Here is a 24,147-nt window from a genome sequence, read left to right as displayed (position 1 = left end):
GAGTAGAAGTCGCTCGGCGAAGATCACCCCACATGCTGAGAGTTCCCCCAGCAGCCCGATAGCGAGGCGCGCCACCTACTCCATGAGTTCAGGGTCGGGCAGGGAAGTTCTCAGCTTGCTGCTGCGCATGATCCCCTCGATGATCGGTACCGGCGTCATCAGGTGAGCCTGCATCATGGCGCTTGCGCGCGTTGCGTCACGGGCAAGGATGGCGTCGACCAGTTCGCTGTGTTCGTGGCGTTTCAGGCTCAAGGCCTCCTCGGAGAGCACCGTGCGCCGCAGCCACAGCTGACGATAGCGCTCGGCCTGATCGAACAGGTAGGCGCGCGCCTGCAGCAGGTGCCTGGAGCCACAGCCGGCGGCTATGGCGGTGTGGAAGGCCTTGTGCCGGGCATCCCAGATTTCCAGCAGCTGCTCCTGAGTCTTGACCTCCATCACCTTGGCCAATGTATGCGAGCAGGCCAACACCTGGGCCTCCCAGGCGTCATCGCCGCGTTCGATGGCCAGCCTCAGCACCAGTGCCTCGAGATTGGCCCTGGCGTCGTAGATGTCCTGCATCTCGCTCAGCGACATTGAGGCGACGCGGTAGCCGCGCTGGCTGATCGCGACCACCAGATTTTCCGCAATCAGCTGCGACAGCGCCTCGCGCAAGGGGCCTACGCCTAGGTCGTAGCGTTCCTTGAGTGCACTCATGCGCAGCTTCTCGCCGGGCTCGAACAGACCCTGAATGATGTCTCGCTTGAGCCACTCATAGCCGCTGACTGCTGAGTTTTGCCGGGGGGCGAGGGTATCCATAAGCCATGTTCCTCAACGGATTTCGCTCATCATACCCAAGTGCCGAAATATCTACTAAGTGGAGATATAGGGCGTATTTGTCTACGTTTATAAAAAACGTAGACATTTTAATTTAATGGCGATAAATTTACTCCCGCTGCTCTGGCAAGTCCTGGAGCGGCGCACCGACCATCTTCGTCAGGACTCTGCCATGAATGCCTTTACCCAACTGAAAGACCTCGTGATGCCGCTACCGACTGCCGTTCAGGGCTTTTCTCTGGCGCCCTCCGCGCAGTCGTCCCGCTTGCTCGAACTGACCTTCGCCAAAGCGACGGTGGAGGCTTTCTGCGCGGCGGTGGCCGAGTGGCCGGTGCAGGCGCTGGAGTACAAGTCCTTCCTGCGTTTTCGCTGCGCCAGGATTCTCGATGATCTGTGTGGCAACAGTTTGCGTCCGGTGCTGCTCAACACCCTGATGGATCGCGCCACCGGCGGCATGCTGATCAGGCCTGAGGGGCTGGACGATGTGGCCCAGGCCGAAGACATGGTCAAGCTCTCCACGGCGGTGGCGCATCTGTTGGGGCGCTCGAATTTCGATGCCATGAGTGGCCAGTTCTACGCGCGCTTCGTGGTCGAGAACATCGACAACTCCGACAGCTACCTGCGCCAGCCGCACCGGGTGATGGAGCTGCACAACGATGGCACCTTCGTCGATCAGATCACCGACTACGTGCTGATGATGAAAATTGATGAGCAGAACATCGAAGGTGGCAATTCGCTGATCCTGCACCTGGACGACTGGGAGGACCGCGATGCCTTCTTCCATCACCCGCTGGCACGGCGGGTCATGCGCTGGACGGCGCCGCCGAGCAAGAAGGTCGACCAGGACGTGTTCCATGCAATCTTCGATGTCGACGCCGAAGGCCGGCCGACCATGCGCTATATCGACCAATTCGTGCAGCCCAAGGACTTCGATGAAGGCAACTGGCTGACCGACCTGTCGCAATCCCTGGAAGGCAGCTCAAGCAAACTGTCCGTGCCGGTGCCGGTGGGCTGCTTCCTGTTGATCAACAATCTGTATTGGCTGCATGGCCGCGATCCCTTCACCCCGCATCCGGGGCTGCGTCGTGAGCTGATGCGCCAGCGCGGCTACTTCAGCTACCCCAAGCTCGGCCACCAGCAAGGCCAATAATGGCCATTAATTGGGCAGGGGCTACGCGGTGTAGTCCTTGTCACTTGTCCACTGGACAACACGGATCGAGTAGAGGTGATAGCGGTGTACGATTTTGTGATCATCGGGGGCGGCATTATCGGCATGTCGACCGCCATGCAGCTGATCAAGGCCTACCCAGAGTCGAAAATCCTGTTGCTCGAGAAAGAGTCCGGGCCAGCCAAGCACCAGACCGGGCACAACAGCGGGGTCATCCACGCCGGCGTCTACTACACGCCGGGCAGCCTGAAGGCGAAGTTCTGCCTGGAAGGCAACCGCGCCACCAAGTCGTTCTGTGATGAGCAGGGTATTGCCTACGATGAGTGCGGCAAGTTGCTGGTCGCCACCAATGAGGTGGAAATGCAGCGCATGCGCGCGCTGTGGGAGCGCACCGCGGCCAACGGGCTGGAGCGTGAGTGGCTGTCGGCCGAGCAGCTCAGGGAGCGCGAACCGAATATCACCGGGATCGGCGGGATCTTCGTGCCCTCCAGCGGCATCGTCAATTATGCCGAGGTCACCGCCGCCATGGCCCGCGAGTTCCAGAAGCACGGCGGCGAGATTCGCTACGACAGCGAAGTCATCGGCCTGCAAGAGACGGCGACCGAGATGCGGGTGAAAACCGAGCAGGGCGACTACAGCGCACGTTTTATGGTGACCTGCTCGGGTCTGATGGCCGACCGCATGGTACGCCTGCTGGGCCTCGACCCGGGCTTCAGCATTTGCCCGTTCCGCGGCGAATACTACCTGCTGCCCGAGCAGCACAACCGCATCGTCAACCACCTGATCTACCCGATTCCCGATCCATCCATGCCGTTCCTCGGCGTGCACCTGACCCGCATGATCGACGGCAGCGTGACGGTCGGCCCGAATGCGGTGCTGGCGCTCAAACGCGAGGGCTATCGCAAGCGCGACATCTCCCTGGCCGACACCTTCGAGATGCTGACCACCCCGGGCATCCTCAAGGTGCTCAAGGACAACCTGCGCCCCGGCCTGATCGAGATGAAGAACTCGCTGTACAAACGCGGCTATCTGCAACTGGTGCGCAAGTACTGCCCCAGCCTCCAGGTACAGGATCTCAAGCCGTACCCGGCCGGGGTCCGCGCCCAGGCGGTGTCCAAGGAAGGCAAGCTGATCGAGGATTTCCTGTTCCGCAATACCCGGCGCAGCGTCAACGTCTGCAATGCGCCGTCGCCGGCGGCCACCTCGGCCATCCCGATCGGGGCTTACGTCATCGAGCAGATTGATGCACAGCTGCAGGGACTGCCTGGATTTGCACAATCCAAACAGCCCGCATAAGCAACTCGGGGCGAATGCGCCAGTGCACTGGGACGAACAAGACGGTGCACCAGGCGACAAGCCCCGCTCCGGCTCAGCCTAATAGGCTGTCGGCCAGTGCACTCAACGCTCCCGAGCCAAGTCAGCGTTGCTGAGCTCATTGCCGGGTTGCAGTGCGTGAGTGTGATCAAAAGCCGGGTGCCTGCTTATACGGCTACCCCCCAGAAACCATGCTTGTTAGTCATCTTGAGAGCGCGCCATGAACCAGTCAGTGTCCTCGCTGCCAGAAAAAGACATTCAGTATCAACTGCACCCCTACACCAATGCCCGCCTGCATCAGGAGGTCGGCCCGCTGATCATCGAGCGAGGGGAGGGCATCTATGTCTATGACGATCAGGGCAAGGGCTATATCGAGGCGATGGCTGGGTTGTGGAGCGCCGCGCTAGGGTTCAGCAATCAACGTCTGATCAAGGCCGCCGAGCAGCAACTCAACACCCTGCCGTTCTATCACCTGTTCAGTCACAAATCGCATCGTCCGAGCATCGAGTTGGCCGAGAAGCTGATCGAAATGGCGCCGGTGCCGATGAGCAAGGTGTTCTTCACCAACTCCGGTTCCGAGGCCAACGACACCGTGGTGAAGATGGTCTGGTACCTCAACAATGCTCGCGGCTTGCCGGCCAAGAAGAAGTTCATCAGCCGGGTCAACGGCTACCATGGCATCACTATCGCCAGCGCCAGCCTGACCGGCCTGCCGGGCAACCAGCGCGGTTTCGACCTGCCGCTGCCGGGCTTCCTGCATGTCGGCTGCCCGCACCATTATCGTTTCGCCCTGGCCGGTGAAAGTGAAGAGCAGTTCGCCGACCGCCTGGCCGCCGAACTGGAGCAGAAGATTCTCGCCGAAGGCGCGGACACCATCGCCGCGTTCATTGGTGAGCCGCTGATGGGCGCCGGCGGCGTCATAGTGCCGCCGCGCACCTACTGGGAGAAGATCCAGAAGGTTTGCCGCAAGTACGACATCCTGGTGATCGCCGATGAGGTCATCTGTGGGTTTGGCCGTACCGGGCAGATGTTCGGCAGCCAGACCTTCGGCATCCAGCCGGACATCATGGTGGTGTCCAAGCAGCTGTCCTCGTCCTATCAGCCGATCGCGGCGATCCTGATCAATGACCCGGTGTTCCAGGGCATCGCCGATCACAGCCAGGCGCTCGGTTCGCTTGGCCATGGCTTCACCGGCAGCGGTCATCCGGTGGCCAGCGCCGTGGCCCTGGAGAACCTGAAGATCATCGAAGAGGACAACCTGGTCGAGCACGCGGCGCAAATGGGCCAGCTGTTGCGCAGCGGCCTGCAAGACTTCGCCGACCACCCCCTGGTCGGCGAAGTCCGTGGTTGCGGCCTGATCGCTGCGGTGGAGCTGGTAGGCGACCGTGCGAGCAAAGCGCCGCATCAGACGCTCGGCACTCTCGGCCGCTACATGGCCGGCAGAGCCCAGGAGCACGGCATGATTACCCGCGCCATGGGTGATGCCGTGGCCTTCTGCCCGCCGTTAATCGTCAACGAGCAGCAAGTCGGCTTGATTCTGGAGCGCTTCGCCAAGGCCCTGGATGACACCACCCGCTGGGTCGGCTAAGTCCGTCGGGGGCAGCGCTCGGCGTCTGCCCCCAACGACCACCTGCCACTCACTGCCTGAAATCAACGCTGCTCAGGACGGACTGCCGCCTGTGAAGGAGCCCCGCATGCAATTGAAAGACCCCCAGCTGTTTCGTCAGCAAGCCTATATCGACGGCACCTGGCTGGACGCCGACAGCGGCCAGACCCTCAAGGTCACCAACCCGGCCACCAATGAAATCATAGGGACTGTGCCGAAGATGGGCGCCGCGGAAACCCGCCGAGCCATCGAAGCCGCCAACCGTGCGCTGCCGGCCTGGAGCGCGCTGACCGCCAAGGAACGTTCGAACAAACTGCGCCGCTGGTTCGAGCTGCTGATCGAGAACCAGGACGACCTCGGCCGCCTGATGACCCTGGAGCAGGGCAAGCCGCTGGCCGAAGCCAAGGGCGAAATCGTCTACGCCGCGTCCTTTATCGAGTGGTTCGCCGAAGAAGCCAAGCGCATCTATGGCGACGTGATTCCCGGCCACCAGCCGGACAAACGTCTGATCGTGCTCAAACAGCCGATCGGCGTCACCGCGGCGATTACCCCGTGGAACTTCCCCGCGGCGATGATCACTCGTAAAGCCGGCCCGGCCCTGGCCGCCGGTTGCACCATGGTAATCAAGCCGGCTTCGCAGACGCCGTTCTCCGCTCTGGCGCTGGTCGAGCTGGCGCACCGCGCCGGTATTCCGCAAGGCGTCTTGAGTGTGGTCACCGGCAGCGCTGGCGACATTGGTGGCGAGCTGACCAGCAACCCGATCGTGCGCAAGTTGAGCTTCACCGGCTCGACCGAGATCGGGCGCCAGCTGATGGCCGAGTGCGCCAAGGACATCAAGAAGGTGTCCCTGGAGCTGGGCGGCAACGCACCCTTTATCGTGTTCGACGATGCCGACCTGGATAAGGCGGTAGAAGGCGCGCTGATCTCCAAGTACCGCAACAACGGCCAGACCTGCGTATGCGCCAACCGTCTGTATATCCAGGACGGCGTGTACGACGCGTTCGCCGAGAAGCTGAAAGTCGCGGTGGCCAAGTTGCAGATCGGTAACGGTCTGGACGAAGGCACCACCACCGGCCCGCTGATCGACGCCAAGGCCGTGGCCAAGGTCCAGGAGCACATTGCCGACGCCATCAGCAAGGGTGCCAAGCTGCTCACCGGTGGCAAGCCGCACGCCCTGGGTGGCAGTTTCTTCGAGCCGACCATCCTCACCGACGTGCCGAACAACGCCGTGGTGGCCAAGGAAGAGACCTTCGGCCCGCTGGCGCCACTGTTCCGCTTCAAGGACGAGGCCGACGTGATCGCCATGTCCAACGACACCGAGTTCGGTCTGGCCTCCTACTTCTATGCCCGTGACCTGGGCCGCGTATTTCGTGTGGCCGAAGCACTGGAGTACGGCATGGTGGGGATCAACACCGGGTTGATCTCCAATGAAGTGGCGCCGTTCGGCGGCATCAAGGCCTCGGGCCTGGGCCGTGAGGGCTCGAAGTACGGTATCGAGGATTACCTGGAGATTAAGTACCTCTGCCTCGGCGGTATTTGAACGACTTTCCCTCGTTGGAGTTTCGCCTCCAAGGTCTATCAGTGTGGGCATGGGCTCCGGGCTGAAGCCCAGTGTTTTGCAACACCGGGCTGCAGCTATGGGTAACTTGCCCTCGGCTCCTTCAGCCTGGGCGAGGGTAAGGCGTTGCCCCCCAAGGTCCGTGCCGCGTCTTTTCCCGCCAGCACGCCGTCAAGCATGGCTATCCGCGCTCTTGCGAGCTCTGCCGCGAGCCTTGGACGCTGCGGCGTGTTGGGCTTTTATTCGCTCCAGCAGCACGCTGGCCGGTTCGTCGTTGGGGACTTGCGGCACCAGCTCGCCTCGACAAAATCGTCCGGAACGATTTTGGACGCCCGCAGGGCGGGCCGAAGGCCGAGCCCCATGGATGGGGCGAGCAAAGGCCTTGGCCAGACAGAATCGCCGGGAGCGATTCTGGGCAGCCGCAGGCTGGGCCGAAGGCCCGAGCGCAGGGATGCGCGAGCCCATGCTTTGGGTCAGGTAGTCGACTCAAGCATTGCAGCTTTACTTTGTGCGTTGTCGTGGTTTCCGGGACAGCGGCGATAAGGCTTCTCAGCCCCGTCCTGTGCGCGCATCGGCGTCAGCAGTCGGCTTTTACACGGGTCTCTGCGTAGTTGTACGGAAACGACAAAGGCGTGTTGCGGTGGCACACTCTGCGCGAACAGAGGCACTTCGGGTGTCTCGCGTATTGTCCGTCCCACAGCAGAGTGCTCCGTGCCGCCTTCCTCTTTCTCGACATGCCAGCCCAGCCCATGCGCCTGAAGGCCGTGCCGCTCTGGTTAAGCGCCTTGCTGGTTTGGCTGGGGCTGTCCCTGGCTTATGCCACCTGGCTGCTGGGTGAGCAGCGGGCCGCTACGCTCGAGGCGTTTGAAACCCAGTCGCGGATTGTTCACCGTCTGCTGACGCAACGGGCCGAACAGCACGAGGCGATTCTTGCTGCGTTGATCGCCGCCGAGCTTTCCATGGGCACCTCCAGTGGGTTATTTGCGACCTTCGCCGCCTCGCTGCAGCGCGCTTATCCGCAGGTTGCCAGCATCGAGCGCTACCGCAAGACAGCTCAGGGGCGCTGGCAGCAGATTGCCAGTCAGCCGACCCCGCCGCTCGGTGATGGGGTGCTGGAAGCCTTGCCTGAGCGCCCCGGCCAAGGGTTGCTGAACGTGGCTCCCGCTGAGCCTGGGCATTACCGTTTGCTGCGCCGCAGTCAGCATGGTTCGATCTTCGCCCTGCGCATCGCCAGCGAGCGCTTGCTGCAGCCTGAAGAGTTGCCGCCGCCATCTATGGGAGCCGAGCTGTCGGCCAGTGATGGGCTGGTGCTCTGGCAGCTCCCCCTGCGCCAACCCAGCTGGACGGGGATGGCGCCTTTACTGTTCAGCAAGCACCTGGGCAGCCAGTCCCAGCCATTTTTGCTCACCAGCCGGCAAGCGCCGTTACCCGAGCAGCTGCCCTGGCTGCGCCTGGGGATGGTTAGCGCCATGCTGTTGCTGGTCAGCCTGTTGTCCAGCTGGGCGATAGAACAGTACCGGCAAAGCAGCATCGCCCGGCGGCAATTGGCCCTGGCTCAGGCCTCGCGCATCAATACCATGGGTGAGTTGGCGGCCGGGATCGCCCATGAGTTGAACCAGCCACTGGCCGCCATGCTCGCCAATAGCCAGGCGCTGGCCAACTTTATCGCCGACGATCCGCTCGATCTGCCCGGTGCTCAGCAGGCCGCCGGCAACCTGGCGCGTCAGGCCAAACGAGCCGGTGCGATAGTCCATCGACTGCGCCAGTTCATGTCACCGCATACCCCGCAAGCCGAGTCCGTTGAGTTGCGGGGCGTGGTCGAGGGTGCGCTGGCGCTCACCCGCGAGACGCTGCGCCGCCAGCAGATCAAGGTGCACGCCTCGCTGCCCAGCGGATTGCCGCCGGTACTGGGCGATGCCATCGGCTTCGAACAGGTGTTGGTCAACCTGTTGCTGAATGCCATCGAGGCCATGGCTGGGCAGCCTCTGCGCCGGCTCGATGTCAGCCTGACTCGTGAGGCGCGCAGCCTGCGCCTGGATATCGCCGACTCCGGCCCGGGCCTCAGCAGTGAAGTGGCCAGTCGTTTGTTCGAGCCTTTTTTCACCACCAAACAGGGGGGACTGGGGCTTGGCCTGACTATCTGCTCCAGCATTATCGAGCAGGCCGGCGGTGAGCTGAGTGTCGTCAGCAGCCCTGTCGGCGGCTGCCTGTTCAGTGTGACCCTGCCTATCGCCCTGGAGGCGCTCGATTGATCAATCAACAATCCCCGGTGGTCTATCTGCTGGATGACGACCCGGATGTGCGCGAGGGGCTGGCCTTGTTGCTGCGCTCCGTGGGCCTGAGCAGTGAGGCCTATGCCAGCAGTGCCGAGTTCATCGGCGGATACGCTGCGCATGCCATCGGTTGCCTGATTCTGGATATTCGCATGCCGGGCGAGTCGGGCCTGCAACTGCTCGATCGCTTGAGCGCCGAGCACATCGATCTACCGGTGATCATTCTCACCGGGCACGGAGACCTGGCGGCCTGTCGGCGGGCTTTTCGCAGTGGCGCAGTCGAGTTTCTGAGCAAACCGGCGGACGAAGGCGAGCTGATCGAGGCGGTACAGGGCGCAGTGCGTGCGCACATCCGCAGTCGGGAGAAGGCCAGCGTCTCGCGGCAGGCGCAGGCGCGTCTGGCCCGCCTCACCGAGCGTGAGGGCGAAGTGCTGGCGAAGATCGTCGATGGTCTTTCCAACAAGCAGATCGCCCGCGAGCTAGCTCTCTCGCCGCGCACGGTGGAAAGCCACCGCGCCAACCTGTTCGAGAAACTCGACGTTGATTCGCTGGCGCAACTGGTCAGGCTCTATCTGACGGCTCTCGCCCCCGAGTGAGCGGTACTTTAGGTAATTCTACGCAGAGACCTCCGCAGTCAGGCCGATGGTACTCAGCCGTACAAACTTCCCAGAATGGGCTTCGGTTCTGGCCGATAAACTCAACTGGAGAACGTTTATGAAATCCTTAGCCATCATTGCCCTGGGCAGTCTCGCCGCCCTCAGTGTCACCGCTCAGGCAGAGGTTGCCACTGAGCGCAACATGAGCCAGAAGCTCGCCGCGCAGATCGTCAGCGCCGCCGTCGAGAGTTGCACCGCTAAGGGCTATAACGTCACCGCCACGGTAGTCGACCGGGCCGGTTCGGTGCGGGCCGTCTTGCGTGCGAACAATGCCGGCCCCCATACCGTCGATGCCAGCCGCCGCAAGGCTTACACCTCGGCTTCGACCAAGGCCGCCACCTCGGCCATTGTCGAGATGGTGCAGAAGAACCCAGGCGCTCAAAACCTGCCGATGATCGACGACTTCCTGGTATTGGGCGGCGGCTTGCCGATCAAGGTCGGGGATGAGGTGATTGGTGCTGTCGGTATTGGTGGCGCGCCAGGTGGTCATCTCGATGAGCAGTGCGCCAGCGCCGCACTGGAGAAGGTCAAGAGCCAGCTCAAGTAAGGGCCGCGGGTATCCGCATGCGCAGCGCCACGGGCATGCCTGATGCTTAACCCAAGCCGCCCCTCGCTGCATCGGCAGTTGCCGCTGCAGCGAGGGGCGGGCGGGTCAGCTAAAGGACTATCGTCCGCGCTTGCCAGTGCGGCCTAGCCTTTTTTTCCCCACAGTTGCTCAAGCCGAGCATCGCGGCCACAGCCTCTGCGGTAATAGGCATAGCGCAGCGGATTCTTCTGGTGATAGTCCTGGTGGTAATCCTCGGCTGGGTAGAAGGTGCTGGCCGGGAGGATCTCGGTAACGATGGGCTGGTTGAAGCGCCCGGATTTTTGCAGGGCGGCTTTTGAGGCTTCGGCCTGTGCCTGTTGGTCGGCATTACCGTAGAAAATTGCGCTTCGGTATTGTGAGCCGTGATCGCAGAACTGCGCGTTCGCGGTCAACGGATCAATGGTCGGCCAGAAGGCTTCCAGCAGCTTGGCGTAGCTGGTCTTGCTCGGGTCGAAACGCACCTGCACCGCTTCGGCATGACCAGTGCTACCAGCCGAGACCTGTTGGTAGGTTGGATTGGCAACCGTGCCGCCGATGTAACCGGAGGTGGTCGAAATCACCCCGGGGACCTTGTCGAAGTCCGATTCGGTGCACCAGAAACAACCTCCGGCGAATACCGCCACGCCTTCTGCGGCGCTGCTGCTCGGTGGGCTAGCGGGGGTTTCCGCAGTCTGGGCCGACGTCTGTCCACACGCCGCCAATAAGGCAGCCAGCAACAGGGATACCGCCAGCAGAGGCCCACGAGTGAGCCGGTTGAAAACAATAGCGGTCATTTTCAGCTCCTGAGTGCAGGAAGGGTTTCGTCCCGAGGGACGAAACGCAGCGCCACACCATTGTTGCACCAGCGCTCGCCACGCGGCTGTGGGCCGTCGTCGAACAGATGGCCTTGATGCCCTCCACAGCGAGCGCAGTGGTACTCGGTGCGCGGGAAAATCAATTTGAAATCGCGCTTGAAGCCGGTGTGACCGGCAATCGGCTGAGTGAAACTCGGCCAGCCGGTACCGCTGTCGTATTTGTGCTGGCTATCGAACAGCGGCAAGTAGCAGGCGGCGCAGATGAAGGTGCCGGCGCGTTTCTCCTGATTCAGCGGGCTGCTGCCAGCGCGTTCGGTGTCTTCTTCGAACAACACCGCATAGGCAGCAGGTGGCAGCAGCTCGCGCCAGGCGCTGTGGGGCTTGTCCAGCGGGGTAACCGGAGCGCTGTCAGTGGAGGTTTCGGCCAGGCTGAGCGGGGCATAACTGCCGAGCAGTGGCAGGGCCGGCAGCAGGGCAATGCCTTGGAGTAAGGAGCGTCGTTTCATGACCGGTCTCAGGTGTGAATGTACTCAGTAGACACGCCTCAGTCTGTGTTGTTACAGGGGCAAGGCTTCTGCGCGGAATCTACCCAGAGCCTGCCTTGCTGCGCCAGATGGCGCTGGGAACCTAACAGGCAAGGTGGATTTTCTCAGCTATTACCGATCGGTTGTTCGCTGACGTTCTGCGATGTCTCATCGATGATGCTGCGGTTACGCCCGGCACTCTTGGCTTGATACAGGCACTGATCGGCGCGTTGCAGCCAGCTGCCCCACTGTTCACCACTGCGCAAAATGGCGCCGCCGATGGAGACCGTCACCGGCCCGCCTGGGCCTTGCAGGTTGGCCGCGATCTGCTGTTGCAGCTGGTTCGCGGCCGCCTGCAGGCCTGACTTGGCGGTATTGGGCAGGAGTAGCAGGAATTCTTCTCCGCCAAAGCGAAACAAGCGATCCTCCTGACGCGAAGAGTCCTTGATCAGCTCGACGAACTCCACTAGTACCTGGTCGCCAGCCTGGTGGCCGTAGCTGTCGTTGACCTGTTTGAAGTGATCCAGATCCATGACCAATACGCCGTAGCTGTTGCCGTGTCGGCGATGCGTGGATACCGCTATTTTCAGTTCTTCATTCATTGCCCGACGATTGCGTGCGCCGGTCAGTGGATCGTGGCTCGCCAGGGTCTGCAACTGGTCGCGCTGGCTGCGCGTGCGGTAGGCGAAGATAAACGTCAGGGCGCTGGCCATCATGCTGGTGACCAGGAATGACACCATCTGATAGTGGCTGTCGAACACCGTGCCCGGGACGAACAGGGCATGGGCGACCAACGCGGTCAGTACCAGTGCCGTGATCACCCAGGCTCTGCCCGGCGAGACCATGAAGAAGTTGAAGAGGATCAGCGGGTAGATCCAGAACAGGCCGTTGACCCCGAGGTTGATGACGATCAGCGTCGCGCCCACGGAAAAAATACCCGCCAGGTAGATACCCGGCTTGACCGTGTCGCCAGTGCGCCAGGCATAGAGCACGGCGAACAGGGTCGACAGCACGATGATGGTATCGGCTGCACCGACCAGGTAATTACCTTCCGCCAAGCGATACACGGCATAAGGCGAGATGCCCAGGATGCCGAACAGGCCCATCAAGGTGATGATGGAGAGCTGGAAGTCTCGACGCAGCCGCTTGAGCAGTCGCGAGTGTTGCATAGCCATGGCCGATTCTTGTGATTGTTTGGGCTAAGGATGCAGAGCTTAGTCAGTAGATGGCAAGGGTCAAAGTCGGGCAAAGTGCCAGTATTTTCGCCGGATCGACGAATAACCCTGTGGCGCGGGGCTATTCATCCGATTGGATGAGTGGATTGTTGGCTTTATCTACAGCGCTCCAAGGCAATCAAGGTCTTGCTGCGCTGATAGCGCAAAAATCGTTCATTCAGCGCTGGGGGCAGGCTGGCGCAAGGCATAAAGCCCTGGCGCCTGTAGAACGAGCTCAACTCAGGATGGCAGAACAGCCAGATTGCGCCTGCTGTGTGCGTCAGCGCCTGCTCGAGCAGTTGGCTTGCCAGCCCTTGCTGGCGTTGTGCGGGTGCTACGAACAGGCTGGTCAGCCAGTGCCCCTGAGCGACAGGCCGCAGGCACAGCGCGGCGACGATTTCGGTGTGTTGTGCGACCCACACCTGGTCTTCATGGCGGGCTAGCATTCGCGAACGATGGCTGCGGTAGAACTTGTCCGCCAACGGCTTGAGTGGCACAGGGAGGGCGCGATAGTGCAGGTCGTGCATGCGGATGGGGCCGGGTATGGTCGGTGCACTGGGGGCGGGATAAATGTCCAGCAGCAGGCGCAGGGCCTGCGCTGGACGAATGACTCAGGCGTCTGCGGAGTGGCTCCCCAGAATGGTTTTACTGGTGGCTTTGCCTTTCTTTGCCATGCGTTTTTCATGGGCAGTTTTCAGGGGCTTTTTCTTTGCTTGTTTCTTTGAGTCCATACCTTTGCTCATGATCTTCACCTCTGTCTAGTTCGCGGTTGAAGAATGCGGTAATCGAAGGGTTTTCTGGGGCATTCCCACCTCCCAAGCTGCATGAGCCTGCATGGATCGAAAGTCGCTACTGCTCTTCTGAGAATAGCTGAGCGATAGAAGGTGCACGCTAGATTTTTATCGCGCTGTGATAGCTGCCATGGTTGCAGTGGGCCACCTATGCTTATGATGAAGGAGGTTGAGCAGCTGTTCATGGGGGGGTACTACGTCGCTCGACGACTGCGTCGAACCCTGATTGGCCCATGCGCGTTGTTGTCAGCGACTCTACGCTGTATGTCACGCAGCCCTCCAGATGATCAAGAAGTAGGCAGGTCGATGGCGTTGATTGGAGAACCCCTGGTATACGCAGCACAGACTGCCATTGGCCAGGTACGAGGGCACAACGAAGATGCGCTGTTGTGCTGTCCTGAGTTGAGTCTATGGGCGGTCGCCGATGGCATGGGCGGGCATCGGCGCGGTGAGGTGGCCAGTGCCTTGGCACTGCAAACGCTGCGTAGCGCCTGTGCCGAGGGTCAGGATTTACTGAGTGCCGTGCATGCGGCCAATTGCACCGTCCTCGCCGCTGCCGAGGGCGATGCCGAATGCCGCGGGATGGGTACTACCCTGGTCGCCGTGCGCTTTTCGGGGGCCGATTTCGAGATTGTCTGGGTAGGCGACAGCCGCGCCTATCGCGTTGATGCCGACGGCATCAGTTGCTTGAGTCGTGATCACAGCTGGGTGCAGTCGATGATCGATGCCGGCGAAATGAGCGTCGAAGAGGCGCGCAACCACCCTCAGCGTAATGTCATTTTCCAGTGCCTGGGTCGCGACGATCAGGTCCTCGAAATCGGCCAGGTGCGCGGCAGTCTAGGGCCGCATGAACTGCTGTTGCTGTGCAGCGATGGGCTGACCGGGGAGTTGACCGACCCGCAAATCCAGCAAGTGTGTGCTAGCGCCAGCAGCCTCGACGAATTGGTGGAGCAGCTGATTGCTCTGGCCAACCAGATGGGCGGGCATGACAATATCTCTTGCATCGTACTCGGCTGCGCCGCACAGCAACCGGTGTCTGCGCCGCAGTCACGCGGTTTTCTCAGCAGATTATTCAAGCCCCTAACGAAGTGATCACTCGGTGTGTTTGACCCAGATGAATGAAGACTTGATTGAGATTCCTGGCTACAGCATGCATGGCCGCCTGGGAAAGGGCGGTATGGCCGAGGTGTACCTGGCCACCCAACTCTCGTTGCACCGCAAGGTCGCGGTGAAAGTATTGCTCAACGCCGACGACGAGGCGTTCAGTCAGCGCTTCATCAGGGAAGGTCACATAGTGGCCGGCCTGCATCACCCCTCGATCATCACCATCCATGACATCGACAGACTCGCCGACGGCCGCTATTACCTGGCGATGGAGTTCGTCTCCGGCGGCGATCTGGCGCAGCACAAGGGTGAGGTCTTCGCGCCGCATCGCGCGTTACAGGTAGTCCGCCAGATCGCCAGCGGTCTGGCCGTGGTGCATGAGCATGGTTTGGTACACCGCGACATCAAACCAGCCAACATCCTCTTTCGGGATGACGGCACCGCGGTGATCAGCGACTTTGGCGTGGCCAAGGAAGTGACGCTGGAGCAGGACCTTACGCAGTTCGGTATCGCCGTCGGCAGCCCGGCCTACAGCAGTCCGGAGCAGGCTCAGTGTCTGGCGCTGGATGCCCGTTGTGACATTTACAGCCTCGGCGTGATCCTGCTGGAGATGCTCACGGGGAGTAATCCCTATCGCGGCGGCAACTACACCCAGACCGTGATGAATCACGTGCAGATGGAACTGCCCAGCCTGCCGGAGCATCTGCACAGCTACCAATGGTTGCTCGAGCGCATGCTGGCCAAGAACCCGGACGAGCGCTTTGCCGACTGCCGGGTGCTGCTCGCCAGTTTGGATGAGTTGCAGGCGTTCGACCCGGATAGCACCCGCATCGCCCCTGGGCTCAAGTTGGACCAGGCTCATGCGCGCAAGGGCGTGAGTGCACGAAGCAAAGTTCTGCCCTGGGCGCTGCTTGGCGTCCTATCGTTGAGTGGCGCTGGGTGGGCTGGTTATTACGGTTACCAACAGCTGCAAATCGCCGATTTTATCGCTCAAGCCGAGCAGCGCTTGGGCGAAGGCAAGCTGCTCGAACCGCCGCAGAATAACGCCGATTACTACTACCGCCAGGCGTTGTTGCTCGATCCAGGCAACGCCCGAGCCCTTGAGGGTTTGCACCGGGTATTACAGGCGCGAATCGACGGTTACCTGGAGAGTGCCGAGCAGCGCCTCGTGGAAGATCGACTATTGTTGCCAGAGGATGACAGCGCGACCTTCTATTTTCGCCAAGTATTGGCCTGGCAGCCGGATAATCTATTGGCCCTGGCGGGTATTAACCGCGTTGCGCAGCGCTTTATTGAGCAAAGCCAGCAGGCCTATGGGCGCCGCGAGTACAGAATGGCCTTGGCGTACATCAAGCAGGGGCTGGAAGTGGAGCCGGCCAATGAAACCTTGCTAAAGCTCTATGATGCTCATGAGCGCCGCGTTCAGTTGGCCCAGGCGCCGCGGGCGCCGGCCAGCAAATCCGTCAGGCGAGCAAGCAGTTCGCCAAAGCAAGACACACAGAACCCGATCAAGCGACTGTGGAACAACATCTTCAGCAAGTGAGTGTATTGAGGCTCGTAGCCTGGTGACAGTGACCAGCGCCGGCATCGAGTGACAGTGGCATGCATTAACGGGTCGCGCTTTATTGGCTTTGCGTCACTTGCCCAGGGTAAACACCGAACATGCTCAGGATTCATTTCAGCGACAATCGCCAAGCGCCGATCTGGCTGGTCGACGAGCGTCTGACCATCGGTCAGGACAGTCGTAACAACCTGGTGCTGGCCGATGCCGGTATTAGTCCTTTCCATGCGGAGATTCGCCAGGACCATGGTTACTACTACCTCACCGACTGTGGCAGCCAGGTGGGCACCTGGGTTAACGATGAGCGTATTACCGCGCGCTACCAACTGCGCACGAACGACTGCGTGCGTATCGGCGTGGTGGAGTTGGTGTTCGTAGACCCAACCAAGAGCAAGGCGCAGAGCGGGGCCAACGCGCGCTGGTTCTTGCAGGTGGTCAAGGGCGAGCATGAGGGCAAGAAGTTTCACGTCAACGGCTCGATGACGTTCGGCCGCTCGACCAAGTGTGAACTGTGCTTCAGCGACATGGAACTGTCGCGTCGGCATTGTGAGTTCTTTCTCAAGGATGATGTGCTGGAGATTAAGGATCTGGCCTCGGCCAACGGCGTACGAGTCAACCAGCAGAAGGTCGCTACGGCCGTTTTACAGCCAGGAGATCAACTGAAAATGGGCTCGGTGACGCTGTTGGTGATAGGCCCCAAGACCGCAGTCGCGCAGGCCGAGGATGAAGATGCCACGGTCTTCATGCGCGCCGTCGACTTGCCCAAACCGGGCAACAGCAAGCCCCAGGTCAGCCGAGCAGGTGCCAGCAATCCGCTGCGATCTGCCGTTCCACTCAGCCCAGTACCGGTCGATGTGCCGCGAAAGCCAGGGTTCAATAGCCGACTATTGACAGCAGTGGCGGTTATTTTGGCCGGGGTGGCGGCGACGCTGGCGTTCAACAGCTTCCTCTGATCCTGGTCAAGCCCGCCTGTGTTGGGCATGTCGGCTGCGGTGATCATCCAGCAGAGGCTGTCAGCCTTTAGCCGCGTTTCGCATTGTCAGGCTGGCTGTCCTTGATCGCGTTAGACATTCGGTGTGAAGGTGTCGTCAGCGCGCGTCTTATCCGCTCGTAATCCTCGTAGGGCAGACCGCTACGACTGAGCAGCTCCAGGGAGAATTGCTTGATCTCAGCGTCGCTGTACGGACGCTCCGCAGGATCGGGTTGGCTGGCACAGCCGCCGAGCAGCATAATGAGCGAGAGGGTGAGGAGGGATTTCATCGGGGCACCTGTCGGATACGGCTTCAACACACTGGCGACAGGGTATGCAGGGCTAGGTCCCGGTAGAAATCATTCACCTCGATAGTGAGTATCGCGCTCAGCCGCATAGCGTGCCCAGACGTCCAGGGTCCTCTGCGAGGCAGCGTTGTGGCTGAGTGATGGGCAACGTGTCGCGCGCCGCTCCAGCCGCGGCAAGCGCTGGAGCACGGCGCAGTCCTAGAGCTGGGCGGGGTTGGTGGTGCCCAGGCCAATGGACGCGGCGTTCCCCTCAAGGGGGACAGCCATCAGCGGCGAGTTATTCACCCAGACGTCATCGATTACGATGGTCTTGCCGATGTCTTCGTTGTCGGCGGCCACCAGCAGGTAATAGGTGCCGTCTTCCGGCGCCTCACCATCCCAGCCCAGGCTCGCCTGACCAACCACTGCCGAGTCGCGCGCCGGCGTATTGGCGATCACCGAGCCATAGCTATCGAGCAGCAGCGCGCGGGGCTTGAGGGCGAACTTACTGACGCCCAGGCACGCCTTGTTGCATGGCGTGCTGAGGTTCAGGGTATAGCGCTCACCCTTTTTCAGTTGCAGCGAGAACACCCGGTAGTTGGAAATCGCCGCGCCAAAGTCCATGCGCGGTTCGTTGGCGGTGATCGACCACTTCGCCGGCAATGGAATAGGGCGGACATTGTGGATGGCCTCGAGGTTGCTCTTGGCAATCGAGCCGCCGCCGGCCCTGGCGGATTGCTCTTGAGGCGAGTGCGAGTCGCTGGCGCAGGCGCCCAGCAACAAGCAGGCGGTCAGGGTGAATAGCTTATGCAAGGTGAAACTCCTGTGTGACGGCGTCCATGGGTATTCTTCGTGCGTCCCAGCACAATAGCCGGCCATTCTAACCGCTTCGCCCCCTGCCGAGGGTGATCGATGCCACGCTCTGTGTCGCATGAGATGTCGGCTTAAGCGTGCCAGTGGTGACTCAAAGGCCAGCTCCAGCCGCCTTATACAGGCCTCAGTCGGGAATGGCCGAGGAACCTGGCGGTCCCGGCAGCGTTATTCGGGCGCTAGCGGCTGGTCGAGCTGTAACAGGTCTTCGCGACTCAGCCACAGTTCGCGCCGCGCGAGTGGGGTACCTGCGGGCAGCAACGGGTTGTCCAGTTCGAGGATGCGGCGCTGCGACAGCTTGGCCAGGCGCAGACTTTCGCCGTAATGGCGCATGAACAGTTGGTCGAACGAGCCGTCGAGCAGGGCGCGCTCCAGTCCCAGGCGTAGCGTTTCGGCTAACTGCGGGTTATGCCGCGAGACGAAGAAATACGAAGCGGTGGGGTAGTGCAGGACCAGGTAGGGATCGACCACCAGCTCGAGTGGTGGCTGGCTGTCGACTTCGTCCCAGATTTCCAGCAGTGAGCGCGGGAAATAGTCGAAACGGCCCGCCGTCAGCATGCGGAACAGGCTCTCGTAACTGGAGCTGGGGACGACAGGCAGGCCGTTATATTCGAGAATTTTCCGGTCGGGCCAGTCATGCCCCTGACCGGCGCGCAGCTGGTGCAGATCGGCAAGGCTGTGGACGTCCCTGAGTCTGCGCTGCTGGCTCTTCGGCAACAGTGCGATGCGCCAACCCATGAGGCCCTTGTCGATGCCGATGCGCACGGGCAACAGACGGGCTTCCCGCTCGGTGCTGGTCATCGACCAGACCACATCCACGTTGCGCCCATGTTCCAGCTCGGTCAGCGCGCGGCGTTGCTCCATGCTGAGCGCCGAGGGTTGCAGCGTCTGCTCGCTGCCGGCTTTGGCCAGTGCCAGTTGCAGCAGTTCCAGAACGTAGCTGTCACGGTACTCGTAGCCGCTGAACGAGCGCGGGTAGCGCACCGCCTGCGGCTCGGCCAGCAACGGCGCAGCAGTGCACACGGCCAGCAGCAGGAATAGCCAGGCACCCCCGCGATGGGCTGTCTTTCTGTGCCTGCCTAATCCCTGTGCCCTCAACGCTTACCCCGGCAGTCCTTGGTCTGAGTCGGCGGGCAGTATTACAGCCCTTTGCCGTGCAGGCGATGCAAGGGGTTGCCCACGGTGCGAATGCTCTGCGCTCGGCATCCGCGCTTTTACTCCAGCACTGTAACCCCAGCGCTGTGCAGGTGGGCGTCAGGTACCTGTACGCTACGCCACTAACCCGCCAGCCCGACATAGACGTTCTGCACGTCGTCGTGGGCGTCGATGGCTTCCAGAAATGCCTCGACTTCTTCCAGCTCCGCGGCCGTCAGCGTCGCTACCGGGTTCTTCGGACGGTAGCCCAATTGCGCCGACTGTACAGTGAAACCGTGCTCGGGCAGGGCGCGGCATACCGCGTCCAGGTCGGTCGGTTCGGTGATAAACAGGCTGTTGCCTTCATCGGACGGCTCGAAATCCTGGGCGCCGGCTTCGATGGCAGCCAGCTCGGCATCGGCGCCGTCTTCGGGGGCGGCCTCGATCAGGCCGACGTGGTCAAAGTCCCAGGTGACGGAGCCGGAGGCGCCCATCTGGCCTTTACGAAACAGCACGCGGATCTCGGCCACGGTGCGATTGACGTTGTCGGTGAGGCATTCGATGATCACCGGCACCTGGTGCGGAGCAAAACCTTCATAGGTGGTGCGCTCGAAGTTGACGGTCTCACCCAGCAGCCCGGCGCCTTTCTTGATCGCCCGTTCCAGGGTGTCTTTGGGCATCGAGGCTTTTTTCGCCTGATGCACGGCCAGGCGCAGCTTGGGGTTCATATCCGGATCGGCACCGTTACGCGCGGCGATCATGATCTCTTTCACCAGTCGGCCAAAAATCTTGCCTCTGGCGTTGGCGGCGGCTTCTTTCGGTTTGGCTTTCCACTGTGCGCCCATGGGAACTCTCTTGAACTGTGCGGATGGAGGAGAGGAGGTCATCGGGCTGAGTCGGTCGTTTCCTGGTCAACCAGGTGACCGCTCGCCGATGTTTTGACCTATCGATTAGACCGCAGATTCTAGCCCGCCCCAGCGTTGCTGGCACCCCTCAAATGATCCGGGCACAACACGGCGTGTCGGCTAAGCGGATGTACGGCATGGTTCGCTATGACTCCTCGCAGCGTCTTGTCTCGGGCCCTCAAGCATCCGCACTTGAGTTAACCCACTTGCCGTACGGGCCACTAGCGGCCGTGCTGCCATGCCCCTGCATAACGCCCACTGGTCCAAGTGCAGAGTGGCGCGCTGAGGTCGCTTTACGCTGAATCAGTCGTCTGTCCGTCATCTGTGACAGTTGGTCGCCGTCGGGGGGGCGTCAGGTGCTGGCTCGATGCGCGGTCTATGCTTGTCGTGGGTTAGCGGAGGAGACGGTGATGCGCAGAATATTGCTTGCATTCGATGGTTCGGAAAGCTCGAAGCGTGCCGTGGAGTACATCATCGAGTTTGCCCAGGTGCATGCCGCCACGTTGGAGGTGCACCTGATCAACGTGCAGCGCGAGCCCTCGCTGTATGGCGAACACGTGAGCGGCCAGCTCATCGAGCAAATGCAGCAGTCACTGCTGGAAACAGCGTCCCAGGCGCTCGAATGGCCGGCCGACGAGTTGCAGGAAGCGGGTATTGCCCACAAGAGCCATGCCGCACTCGGCAACGTGGCCGAGCGGGTGAGCGACGCAGTCAAGCACCTGCAGTGTGACACCGTGGTAATGGGCACCCGCGGCCTGGGGACCCTCAGTGGCCTGCTGTTGGGCTCGGTGGCTAACCGGGTCATCCACGAAGTGCCGGTGCCGGTGCTGTTGGTGAAATAAACGGTCGGACTGCTCTTGTGTCGTGGCTCGTTCGCCGCTATGCGATGAGCTGACGAGCCCAGCCGGCATTACAGCGGCAGGTTAACTTCAACCAGAAGGGCGTGGCGGCCCGTTTTTGCTGGAGTTCTGCGGCAAGCCCTACGGCGCGGCGAACTGCGCGCAGAGGCCGACTGTCTGTGTCTGGCCGAACGACAGCAGGCCCAGTCGATGGGCCACGCTCCTTTGCGCAACGGGACATGCCGGCCCGGCGCATAGATGCAGCGTTGGATGAGCTGTTCGGCGCGCAGGCTAGTCGCCTCGGCTGATTCATCGCTCCCGAACCATCCGCAGCCAGCGCGTCTGCCCTGCATTGGCTTTAGTTATAAATAAGACCGACCCTTTAGAGGCCTGCCTCGGAGGTGTTTGCATGGCCAACATCGTCACCCTGACCCTCAGCCCGGCACTCAATATCGCCAGCTGTATTCCACGCCTCTGCCCGGATGCCAAGTTGCGCTGCGACAAGCCGAGCTACGCGCCGGGCGGGGGCGGCATCAATGTTGCGCGCGCCATCCACAAACTCGGTGGCAGCGCCCTGGCGTTGTTCCCCTGTGGAGGCCCGAGTGGCCAGCGCCTGGTCGAGTTGCTCGCGGCCGAGGGGGTGGCATGCCAGGCGTTGCCAATCGCCGAGTGGACCCGCGAATGCCTGAATATCGTGGAGCAGGCTAGCGCCCGGCAGTACCGCTTCGTCATGCCCGGCGCCAGCCTGAGCGTGGCGGAGCAGGCGCAGCTGCTGACGGCATTGGCCGAGCTGCCAGCCTTCGACTACCTGGTGATCAGCGGCAGCATGCCGGCCGGCCTCGCCGCGGATTTTCTGCCGCGCCTGCTGCGCTGCGCCAAACAGCGTAACGCGCGCTGCATCCTCGACAGTGCCGGCGCGACGCTACGTCAGGGCCTGGACGTTGGCGGTCTGTTGCTGATCAAGCCCAACCTCAACGAGTTGGCTGCGCTGGCCGGCGTCGCAATTCGTGAACCGGAGCAGCTCAACCGTATCGCCCGTGACCTGGTGGCGGAGGGTCGCTGCGAAGCGCTGCTGGTCTCGCTCGGCGCCGAGGGCGCCCTGCTGGCCAACGCTGATCGGCTGGAGCGGATTGCGGCGCCGCGGGTGAGCAAACTCAGCGCTGTCGGCGCTGGCGACAGTCTGCTTGGTGCCGTTACCCTCAAGCTGGCGGCGGGCGCCGATTGGCTGGAAGCGGCGCAGTATGGCATCGCCGCCGGTAGCGCGGCGATCATGACCGAGGGCACGGAACTCTGTGGTCGCGCCGATACCGAGCGGTTGTTCGCCCAGCTTCGGGCGCGCCCCAATGGCGGCGCGCCGGATTGATGCCCGTTAGGGGCCGCATAGGGTCGTAGGCATGTCGAGTGCGGGCATGTTCAGCGGAGATAGACGGTAAATCGTGCTCGGCCCTGATTGCGCAGACCTGGAGTCGGCGCGAACGCTGTGGCTTATCGGCGGGGCGCAGCAGCCGCGAAGGCTGCAGGTCGGGCGATCTACCGGCAGGTTTAGCGCTTACCCATGGAGCGGCGGGTGCCGTTGGGCGCCGCGCCGATGCGCTTTTCGTGAGCGGACTTGTTGCCCTTCTGGTGCCACGGCTGATCGTCGCTCTTGCTCGGGGCGAACGCGGCAGGTGAGAAGGGGAAGGTAAACGCCGGAATGCCTGGCTTTTTCTTCGAGGCCGGCTCGGCGGTGGTGTCTGCGGCTGCAGCGCTGATGTCGCCTGCAGTCGATTGGTCAGCCGGCTCGGCAAGGGTGTGATCAGGCAAAAGAGTGGAAGTCATGGAAAGTCCGCGGCGCGCCGAGAAGAGGGTCAGAGGGGCGGCAGTATACCTGCCTGCCATCATTACGCAGCGCTATTGCTCGCCGCTGCTCCCGACTCGAGCGGTTTTCAGGCCAGCAGGCTATAGGAAGTGTGCGGGTGGCGGAGCTGACCTGACGGCCAGCAGTCGGCTAGCACGCTGAACTATGCTTATGGAGGATTAGCAAAGGAGACTGGTGATGCGCAAGATACTGCTGGCATTCGATGGCTCGGATAGCTCGAAACGGGCGGTGCAGTACGTGATCGACTTCGCCCGGATGCATGATGCGACGCTGGATGTACACCTGATCAATGTGCAGCACGAGGCCGTGCTGTACGGCGAATATGTCAACGATGAAATGATCGACAACATGCAGCAGTCACTGTTGGCCAAGGCCAGAGAAGTGCTTGAATGGCCGGCCGAGCAGCTGAAGGGGGCGGGTATTGCCCACCAAAGCCATGCCCTGCTCGGCAATGTGGCTGAGCAGGTGGGCATCGCTAGCAAGCAACTCGGTTGCGACACTGTGGTGATGGGTACGCGCGGTTTGGGCAGTTTCACCGGCATGCTGTTGGGCTCGGTGGCCACTCGAGTCGTGCATGCAGTGCCTGTGCCTGTGCTGCTGGTGAAGTGACGGCCTGTGGCAAGCATCACTGCCGCGCCGGTATCCCCGCGGCCTGCTCGCATGTGCTGGCAGGCCGCAGGAGTCGGTTGTGCGCGCTATGCGCAACTTAGTTCACCGATTTATTTCACAGATTCACGCCACTTGACGTTGGCGAAGCCGATTTGCACGGCTTGGTCGATCTCGACGATAGGCACCAGTTTGAAATCAAAAAACGGTCCCCACGCGCCATGCACCTCCAGAGCCGCGGCGGCCGAGTCGGTTTCGACCAGCGCCAAGCCACCCGTGCCGTCGGCATTGGCGTAGTGGGCCTTGAATGTATAAGCCTCTGGTGGTGTCCAGTTGGCGAACAGCCTGAGCGCACGGCTTTGTGACTCCTCCGTGGCATTGGCGCGAACCTGGTAACTGACTGCGAATAACATAAGAGCCTCCTGAACGGAGTGCAGCAACGTCCCTTTGCAGGACATCGGGCCGCGAGGACGACCGGTGCGGGAATGTGGCGCAGATCGCCACTCCACAACTATAGCCAAGGGCAATCTCGGCACATCGCCGCTGGGCAGGTAGTTGAGTCTGCGGGTCCGTAGCCGGTGAGGCGGCGCGTCTCGGACTCCTGATGGTCCAGCGCACTCGGCGTATTGCTAGAGCGAGTCGACCGCCTGGCGCGAGGTGGCCACCTGTCGCGGCGGACATCAGGGCGCGGTGCTACTGCTGGTTTTCTGGGGCGC

General features: G+C 61.8%; 25 protein-coding genes. 13 read left to right on the top strand and 12 right to left on the bottom strand.

The window, feature by feature from the left end:
• Window positions 1-75: 75 nt before the first annotated feature.
• Window positions 76-795: a DNA-binding transcriptional regulator CsiR gene (gene csiR, locus FBY03_RS01365; protein WP_147170397.1), complete on the bottom strand. Its 720-nt coding sequence runs from the start codon at window positions 793-795 to the stop codon at window positions 76-78.
• 190 nt (window positions 796-985) lie between these two features.
• Here csiR and glaH point away from each other — a divergent pair, with 190 nt between their 5' ends.
• From glaH to FBY03_RS01325, 7 genes are all read left to right on the top strand, one after another.
• Window positions 986-1,963: a glutarate dioxygenase GlaH gene (gene glaH / locus FBY03_RS01360; protein ID WP_147170396.1), complete on the top strand. Its 978-nt coding sequence runs from the start codon at window positions 986-988 to the stop codon at window positions 1,961-1,963.
• Between the two features lie 84 nt (window positions 1,964-2,047).
• The gene (gene lhgO / locus FBY03_RS01355; protein ID WP_147170395.1) at window positions 2,048-3,277 is read left to right on the top strand and encodes an L-2-hydroxyglutarate oxidase; all 1,230 of its coding nucleotides are present in this window, start codon (window positions 2,048-2,050) and stop codon (window positions 3,275-3,277) included.
• A 238-nt stretch (window positions 3,278-3,515) separates the two neighbouring features.
• Window positions 3,516-4,883 (top strand): aspartate aminotransferase family protein, encoded by a 1,368-nt coding sequence (locus tag FBY03_RS01350; protein ID WP_147170394.1) that lies wholly within the window; start codon window positions 3,516-3,518, stop codon window positions 4,881-4,883.
• Window positions 4,884-4,989: 106 nt separating this feature from the next.
• Entirely contained in the window at window positions 4,990-6,441 is a 1,452-nt protein-coding gene (gene gabD / locus FBY03_RS01345) for an NADP-dependent succinate-semialdehyde dehydrogenase (RefSeq protein WP_147170393.1), read from the top strand.
• A 767-nt stretch (window positions 6,442-7,208) separates the two neighbouring features.
• Window positions 7,209-8,711 (top strand): sensor histidine kinase, encoded by a 1,503-nt coding sequence (locus FBY03_RS01335; RefSeq protein WP_178090521.1) that lies wholly within the window; start codon window positions 7,209-7,211, stop codon window positions 8,709-8,711.
• Window positions 8,708-9,328 carry a response regulator transcription factor gene (locus FBY03_RS01330; protein WP_218570746.1) on the top strand — a complete coding sequence of 207 codons (621 nt, stop codon included), beginning with the start codon at window positions 8,708-8,710 and terminating at the stop codon, window positions 9,326-9,328. Before FBY03_RS01335 ends, FBY03_RS01330 begins: the two co-directional genes overlap by 4 nt.
• A gap of 118 nt (window positions 9,329-9,446) precedes the next feature.
• The gene (locus FBY03_RS01325) at window positions 9,447-9,935 is read left to right on the top strand and encodes a heme-binding protein (RefSeq protein ID WP_147170391.1); all 489 of its coding nucleotides are present in this window, start codon (window positions 9,447-9,449) and stop codon (window positions 9,933-9,935) included.
• 143 nt (window positions 9,936-10,078) lie between these two features.
• Here FBY03_RS01325 and msrA read toward each other — a convergent pair whose 3' ends face one another.
• The 5 genes from msrA to FBY03_RS23155 all read right to left on the bottom strand — a co-directional run bounded on the left by msrA (window position 10,079) and on the right by FBY03_RS23155 (window position 13,249).
• Entirely contained in the window at window positions 10,079-10,747 is a 669-nt protein-coding gene (gene msrA, locus FBY03_RS01320; RefSeq protein ID WP_147170390.1) for a peptide-methionine (S)-S-oxide reductase MsrA, read from the bottom strand.
• A 2-nt stretch (window positions 10,748-10,749) separates the two neighbouring features.
• On the bottom strand, window positions 10,750-11,274 hold the full coding sequence (gene msrB, locus FBY03_RS01315; RefSeq protein ID WP_147170389.1) for a peptide-methionine (R)-S-oxide reductase MsrB: 525 nt from the start codon (window positions 11,272-11,274) through the stop codon (window positions 10,750-10,752).
• A gap of 143 nt (window positions 11,275-11,417) precedes the next feature.
• Complete coding sequence (locus tag FBY03_RS01310) at window positions 11,418-12,467, bottom strand: GGDEF domain-containing protein (protein ID WP_147170388.1); 1,050 nt, start codon at window positions 12,465-12,467, stop codon at window positions 11,418-11,420.
• A gap of 155 nt (window positions 12,468-12,622) precedes the next feature.
• A complete protein-coding gene (locus tag FBY03_RS01305; RefSeq protein ID WP_147170387.1) occupies window positions 12,623-13,033 on the bottom strand; it encodes a GNAT family N-acetyltransferase in 411 nt (136 codons plus the stop codon).
• Between the two features lie 84 nt (window positions 13,034-13,117).
• On the bottom strand, window positions 13,118-13,249 hold the full coding sequence (locus tag FBY03_RS23155) for a hypothetical protein (protein WP_256677816.1): 132 nt from the start codon (window positions 13,247-13,249) through the stop codon (window positions 13,118-13,120).
• A 354-nt stretch (window positions 13,250-13,603) separates the two neighbouring features.
• On the opposite strand from FBY03_RS23155, the gene FBY03_RS01300 reads away from it, so the two are divergent.
• The 3 genes from FBY03_RS01300 (at window position 13,604) to FBY03_RS01290 (ending at window position 16,915) form a co-directional block, all read left to right on the top strand.
• On the top strand, window positions 13,604-14,389 hold the full coding sequence (locus FBY03_RS01300; RefSeq protein WP_147170386.1) for a PP2C family serine/threonine-protein phosphatase: 786 nt from the start codon (window positions 13,604-13,606) through the stop codon (window positions 14,387-14,389).
• A 22-nt stretch (window positions 14,390-14,411) separates the two neighbouring features.
• The gene (locus tag FBY03_RS01295; RefSeq protein WP_147170385.1) at window positions 14,412-15,944 is read left to right on the top strand and encodes a serine/threonine-protein kinase; all 1,533 of its coding nucleotides are present in this window, start codon (window positions 14,412-14,414) and stop codon (window positions 15,942-15,944) included.
• A 119-nt stretch (window positions 15,945-16,063) separates the two neighbouring features.
• On the top strand, window positions 16,064-16,915 hold the full coding sequence (locus FBY03_RS01290) for an FHA domain-containing protein (RefSeq protein WP_147170384.1): 852 nt from the start codon (window positions 16,064-16,066) through the stop codon (window positions 16,913-16,915).
• A gap of 67 nt (window positions 16,916-16,982) precedes the next feature.
• On the opposite strand, the gene FBY03_RS01285 is transcribed toward FBY03_RS01290, so the two are convergent.
• The 4 genes from FBY03_RS01285 to FBY03_RS01270 all read right to left on the bottom strand — a co-directional run bounded on the left by FBY03_RS01285 (window position 16,983) and on the right by FBY03_RS01270 (window position 20,068).
• Complete coding sequence (locus tag FBY03_RS01285) at window positions 16,983-17,222, bottom strand: hypothetical protein (RefSeq protein ID WP_147170383.1); 240 nt, start codon at window positions 17,220-17,222, stop codon at window positions 16,983-16,985.
• A gap of 216 nt (window positions 17,223-17,438) precedes the next feature.
• Window positions 17,439-18,032, bottom strand: coding sequence for a hypothetical protein (locus FBY03_RS01280; protein WP_147170382.1), 594 nt, complete (start codon window positions 18,030-18,032; stop codon window positions 17,439-17,441).
• 225 nt (window positions 18,033-18,257) lie between these two features.
• The gene (locus tag FBY03_RS01275) at window positions 18,258-19,112 is read right to left on the bottom strand and encodes an ABC transporter substrate-binding protein (RefSeq protein ID WP_147170381.1); all 855 of its coding nucleotides are present in this window, start codon (window positions 19,110-19,112) and stop codon (window positions 18,258-18,260) included.
• Between the two features lie 254 nt (window positions 19,113-19,366).
• Window positions 19,367-20,068: a YebC/PmpR family DNA-binding transcriptional regulator gene (locus FBY03_RS01270; RefSeq protein ID WP_147170380.1), complete on the bottom strand. Its 702-nt coding sequence runs from the start codon at window positions 20,066-20,068 to the stop codon at window positions 19,367-19,369.
• Window positions 20,069-20,538: 470 nt separating this feature from the next.
• Between FBY03_RS01270 and FBY03_RS01265 the strand changes: the two genes are divergently transcribed.
• Window positions 20,539-20,970: a universal stress protein gene (locus FBY03_RS01265; protein ID WP_147170379.1), complete on the top strand. Its 432-nt coding sequence runs from the start codon at window positions 20,539-20,541 to the stop codon at window positions 20,968-20,970.
• 406 nt (window positions 20,971-21,376) lie between these two features.
• Window positions 21,377-22,330, top strand: a complete 954-nt coding sequence (locus tag FBY03_RS01260) for a 1-phosphofructokinase family hexose kinase (protein WP_147170378.1) — start codon at window positions 21,377-21,379, stop codon at window positions 22,328-22,330.
• Window positions 22,331-22,509: 179 nt separating this feature from the next.
• Here the strand turns inward: FBY03_RS01260 and FBY03_RS01255 are convergent, their stop codons facing one another.
• The gene (locus FBY03_RS01255) at window positions 22,510-22,785 is read right to left on the bottom strand and encodes a hypothetical protein (RefSeq protein WP_147170377.1); all 276 of its coding nucleotides are present in this window, start codon (window positions 22,783-22,785) and stop codon (window positions 22,510-22,512) included.
• 217 nt (window positions 22,786-23,002) lie between these two features.
• Between FBY03_RS01255 and FBY03_RS01250 the strand changes: the two genes are divergently transcribed.
• The gene (locus FBY03_RS01250) at window positions 23,003-23,434 is read left to right on the top strand and encodes a universal stress protein (RefSeq protein ID WP_147170376.1); all 432 of its coding nucleotides are present in this window, start codon (window positions 23,003-23,005) and stop codon (window positions 23,432-23,434) included.
• A gap of 110 nt (window positions 23,435-23,544) precedes the next feature.
• On the opposite strand, the gene FBY03_RS01245 is transcribed toward FBY03_RS01250, so the two are convergent.
• A complete protein-coding gene (locus FBY03_RS01245; RefSeq protein ID WP_178090520.1) occupies window positions 23,545-23,844 on the bottom strand; it encodes a DUF3303 domain-containing protein in 300 nt (99 codons plus the stop codon).
• Window positions 23,845-24,147 lie beyond the last annotated feature (303 nt).

Source organism: Pseudomonas sp. SJZ079 (assembly GCF_007993865.1).
Classification (GTDB): Bacteria; Pseudomonadota; Gammaproteobacteria; order Pseudomonadales; family Pseudomonadaceae; genus Aquipseudomonas.
The sequence above is the reverse complement of the archived record's forward strand: the minus strand, read 5'-3'. Positions and strand labels throughout refer to the sequence as shown.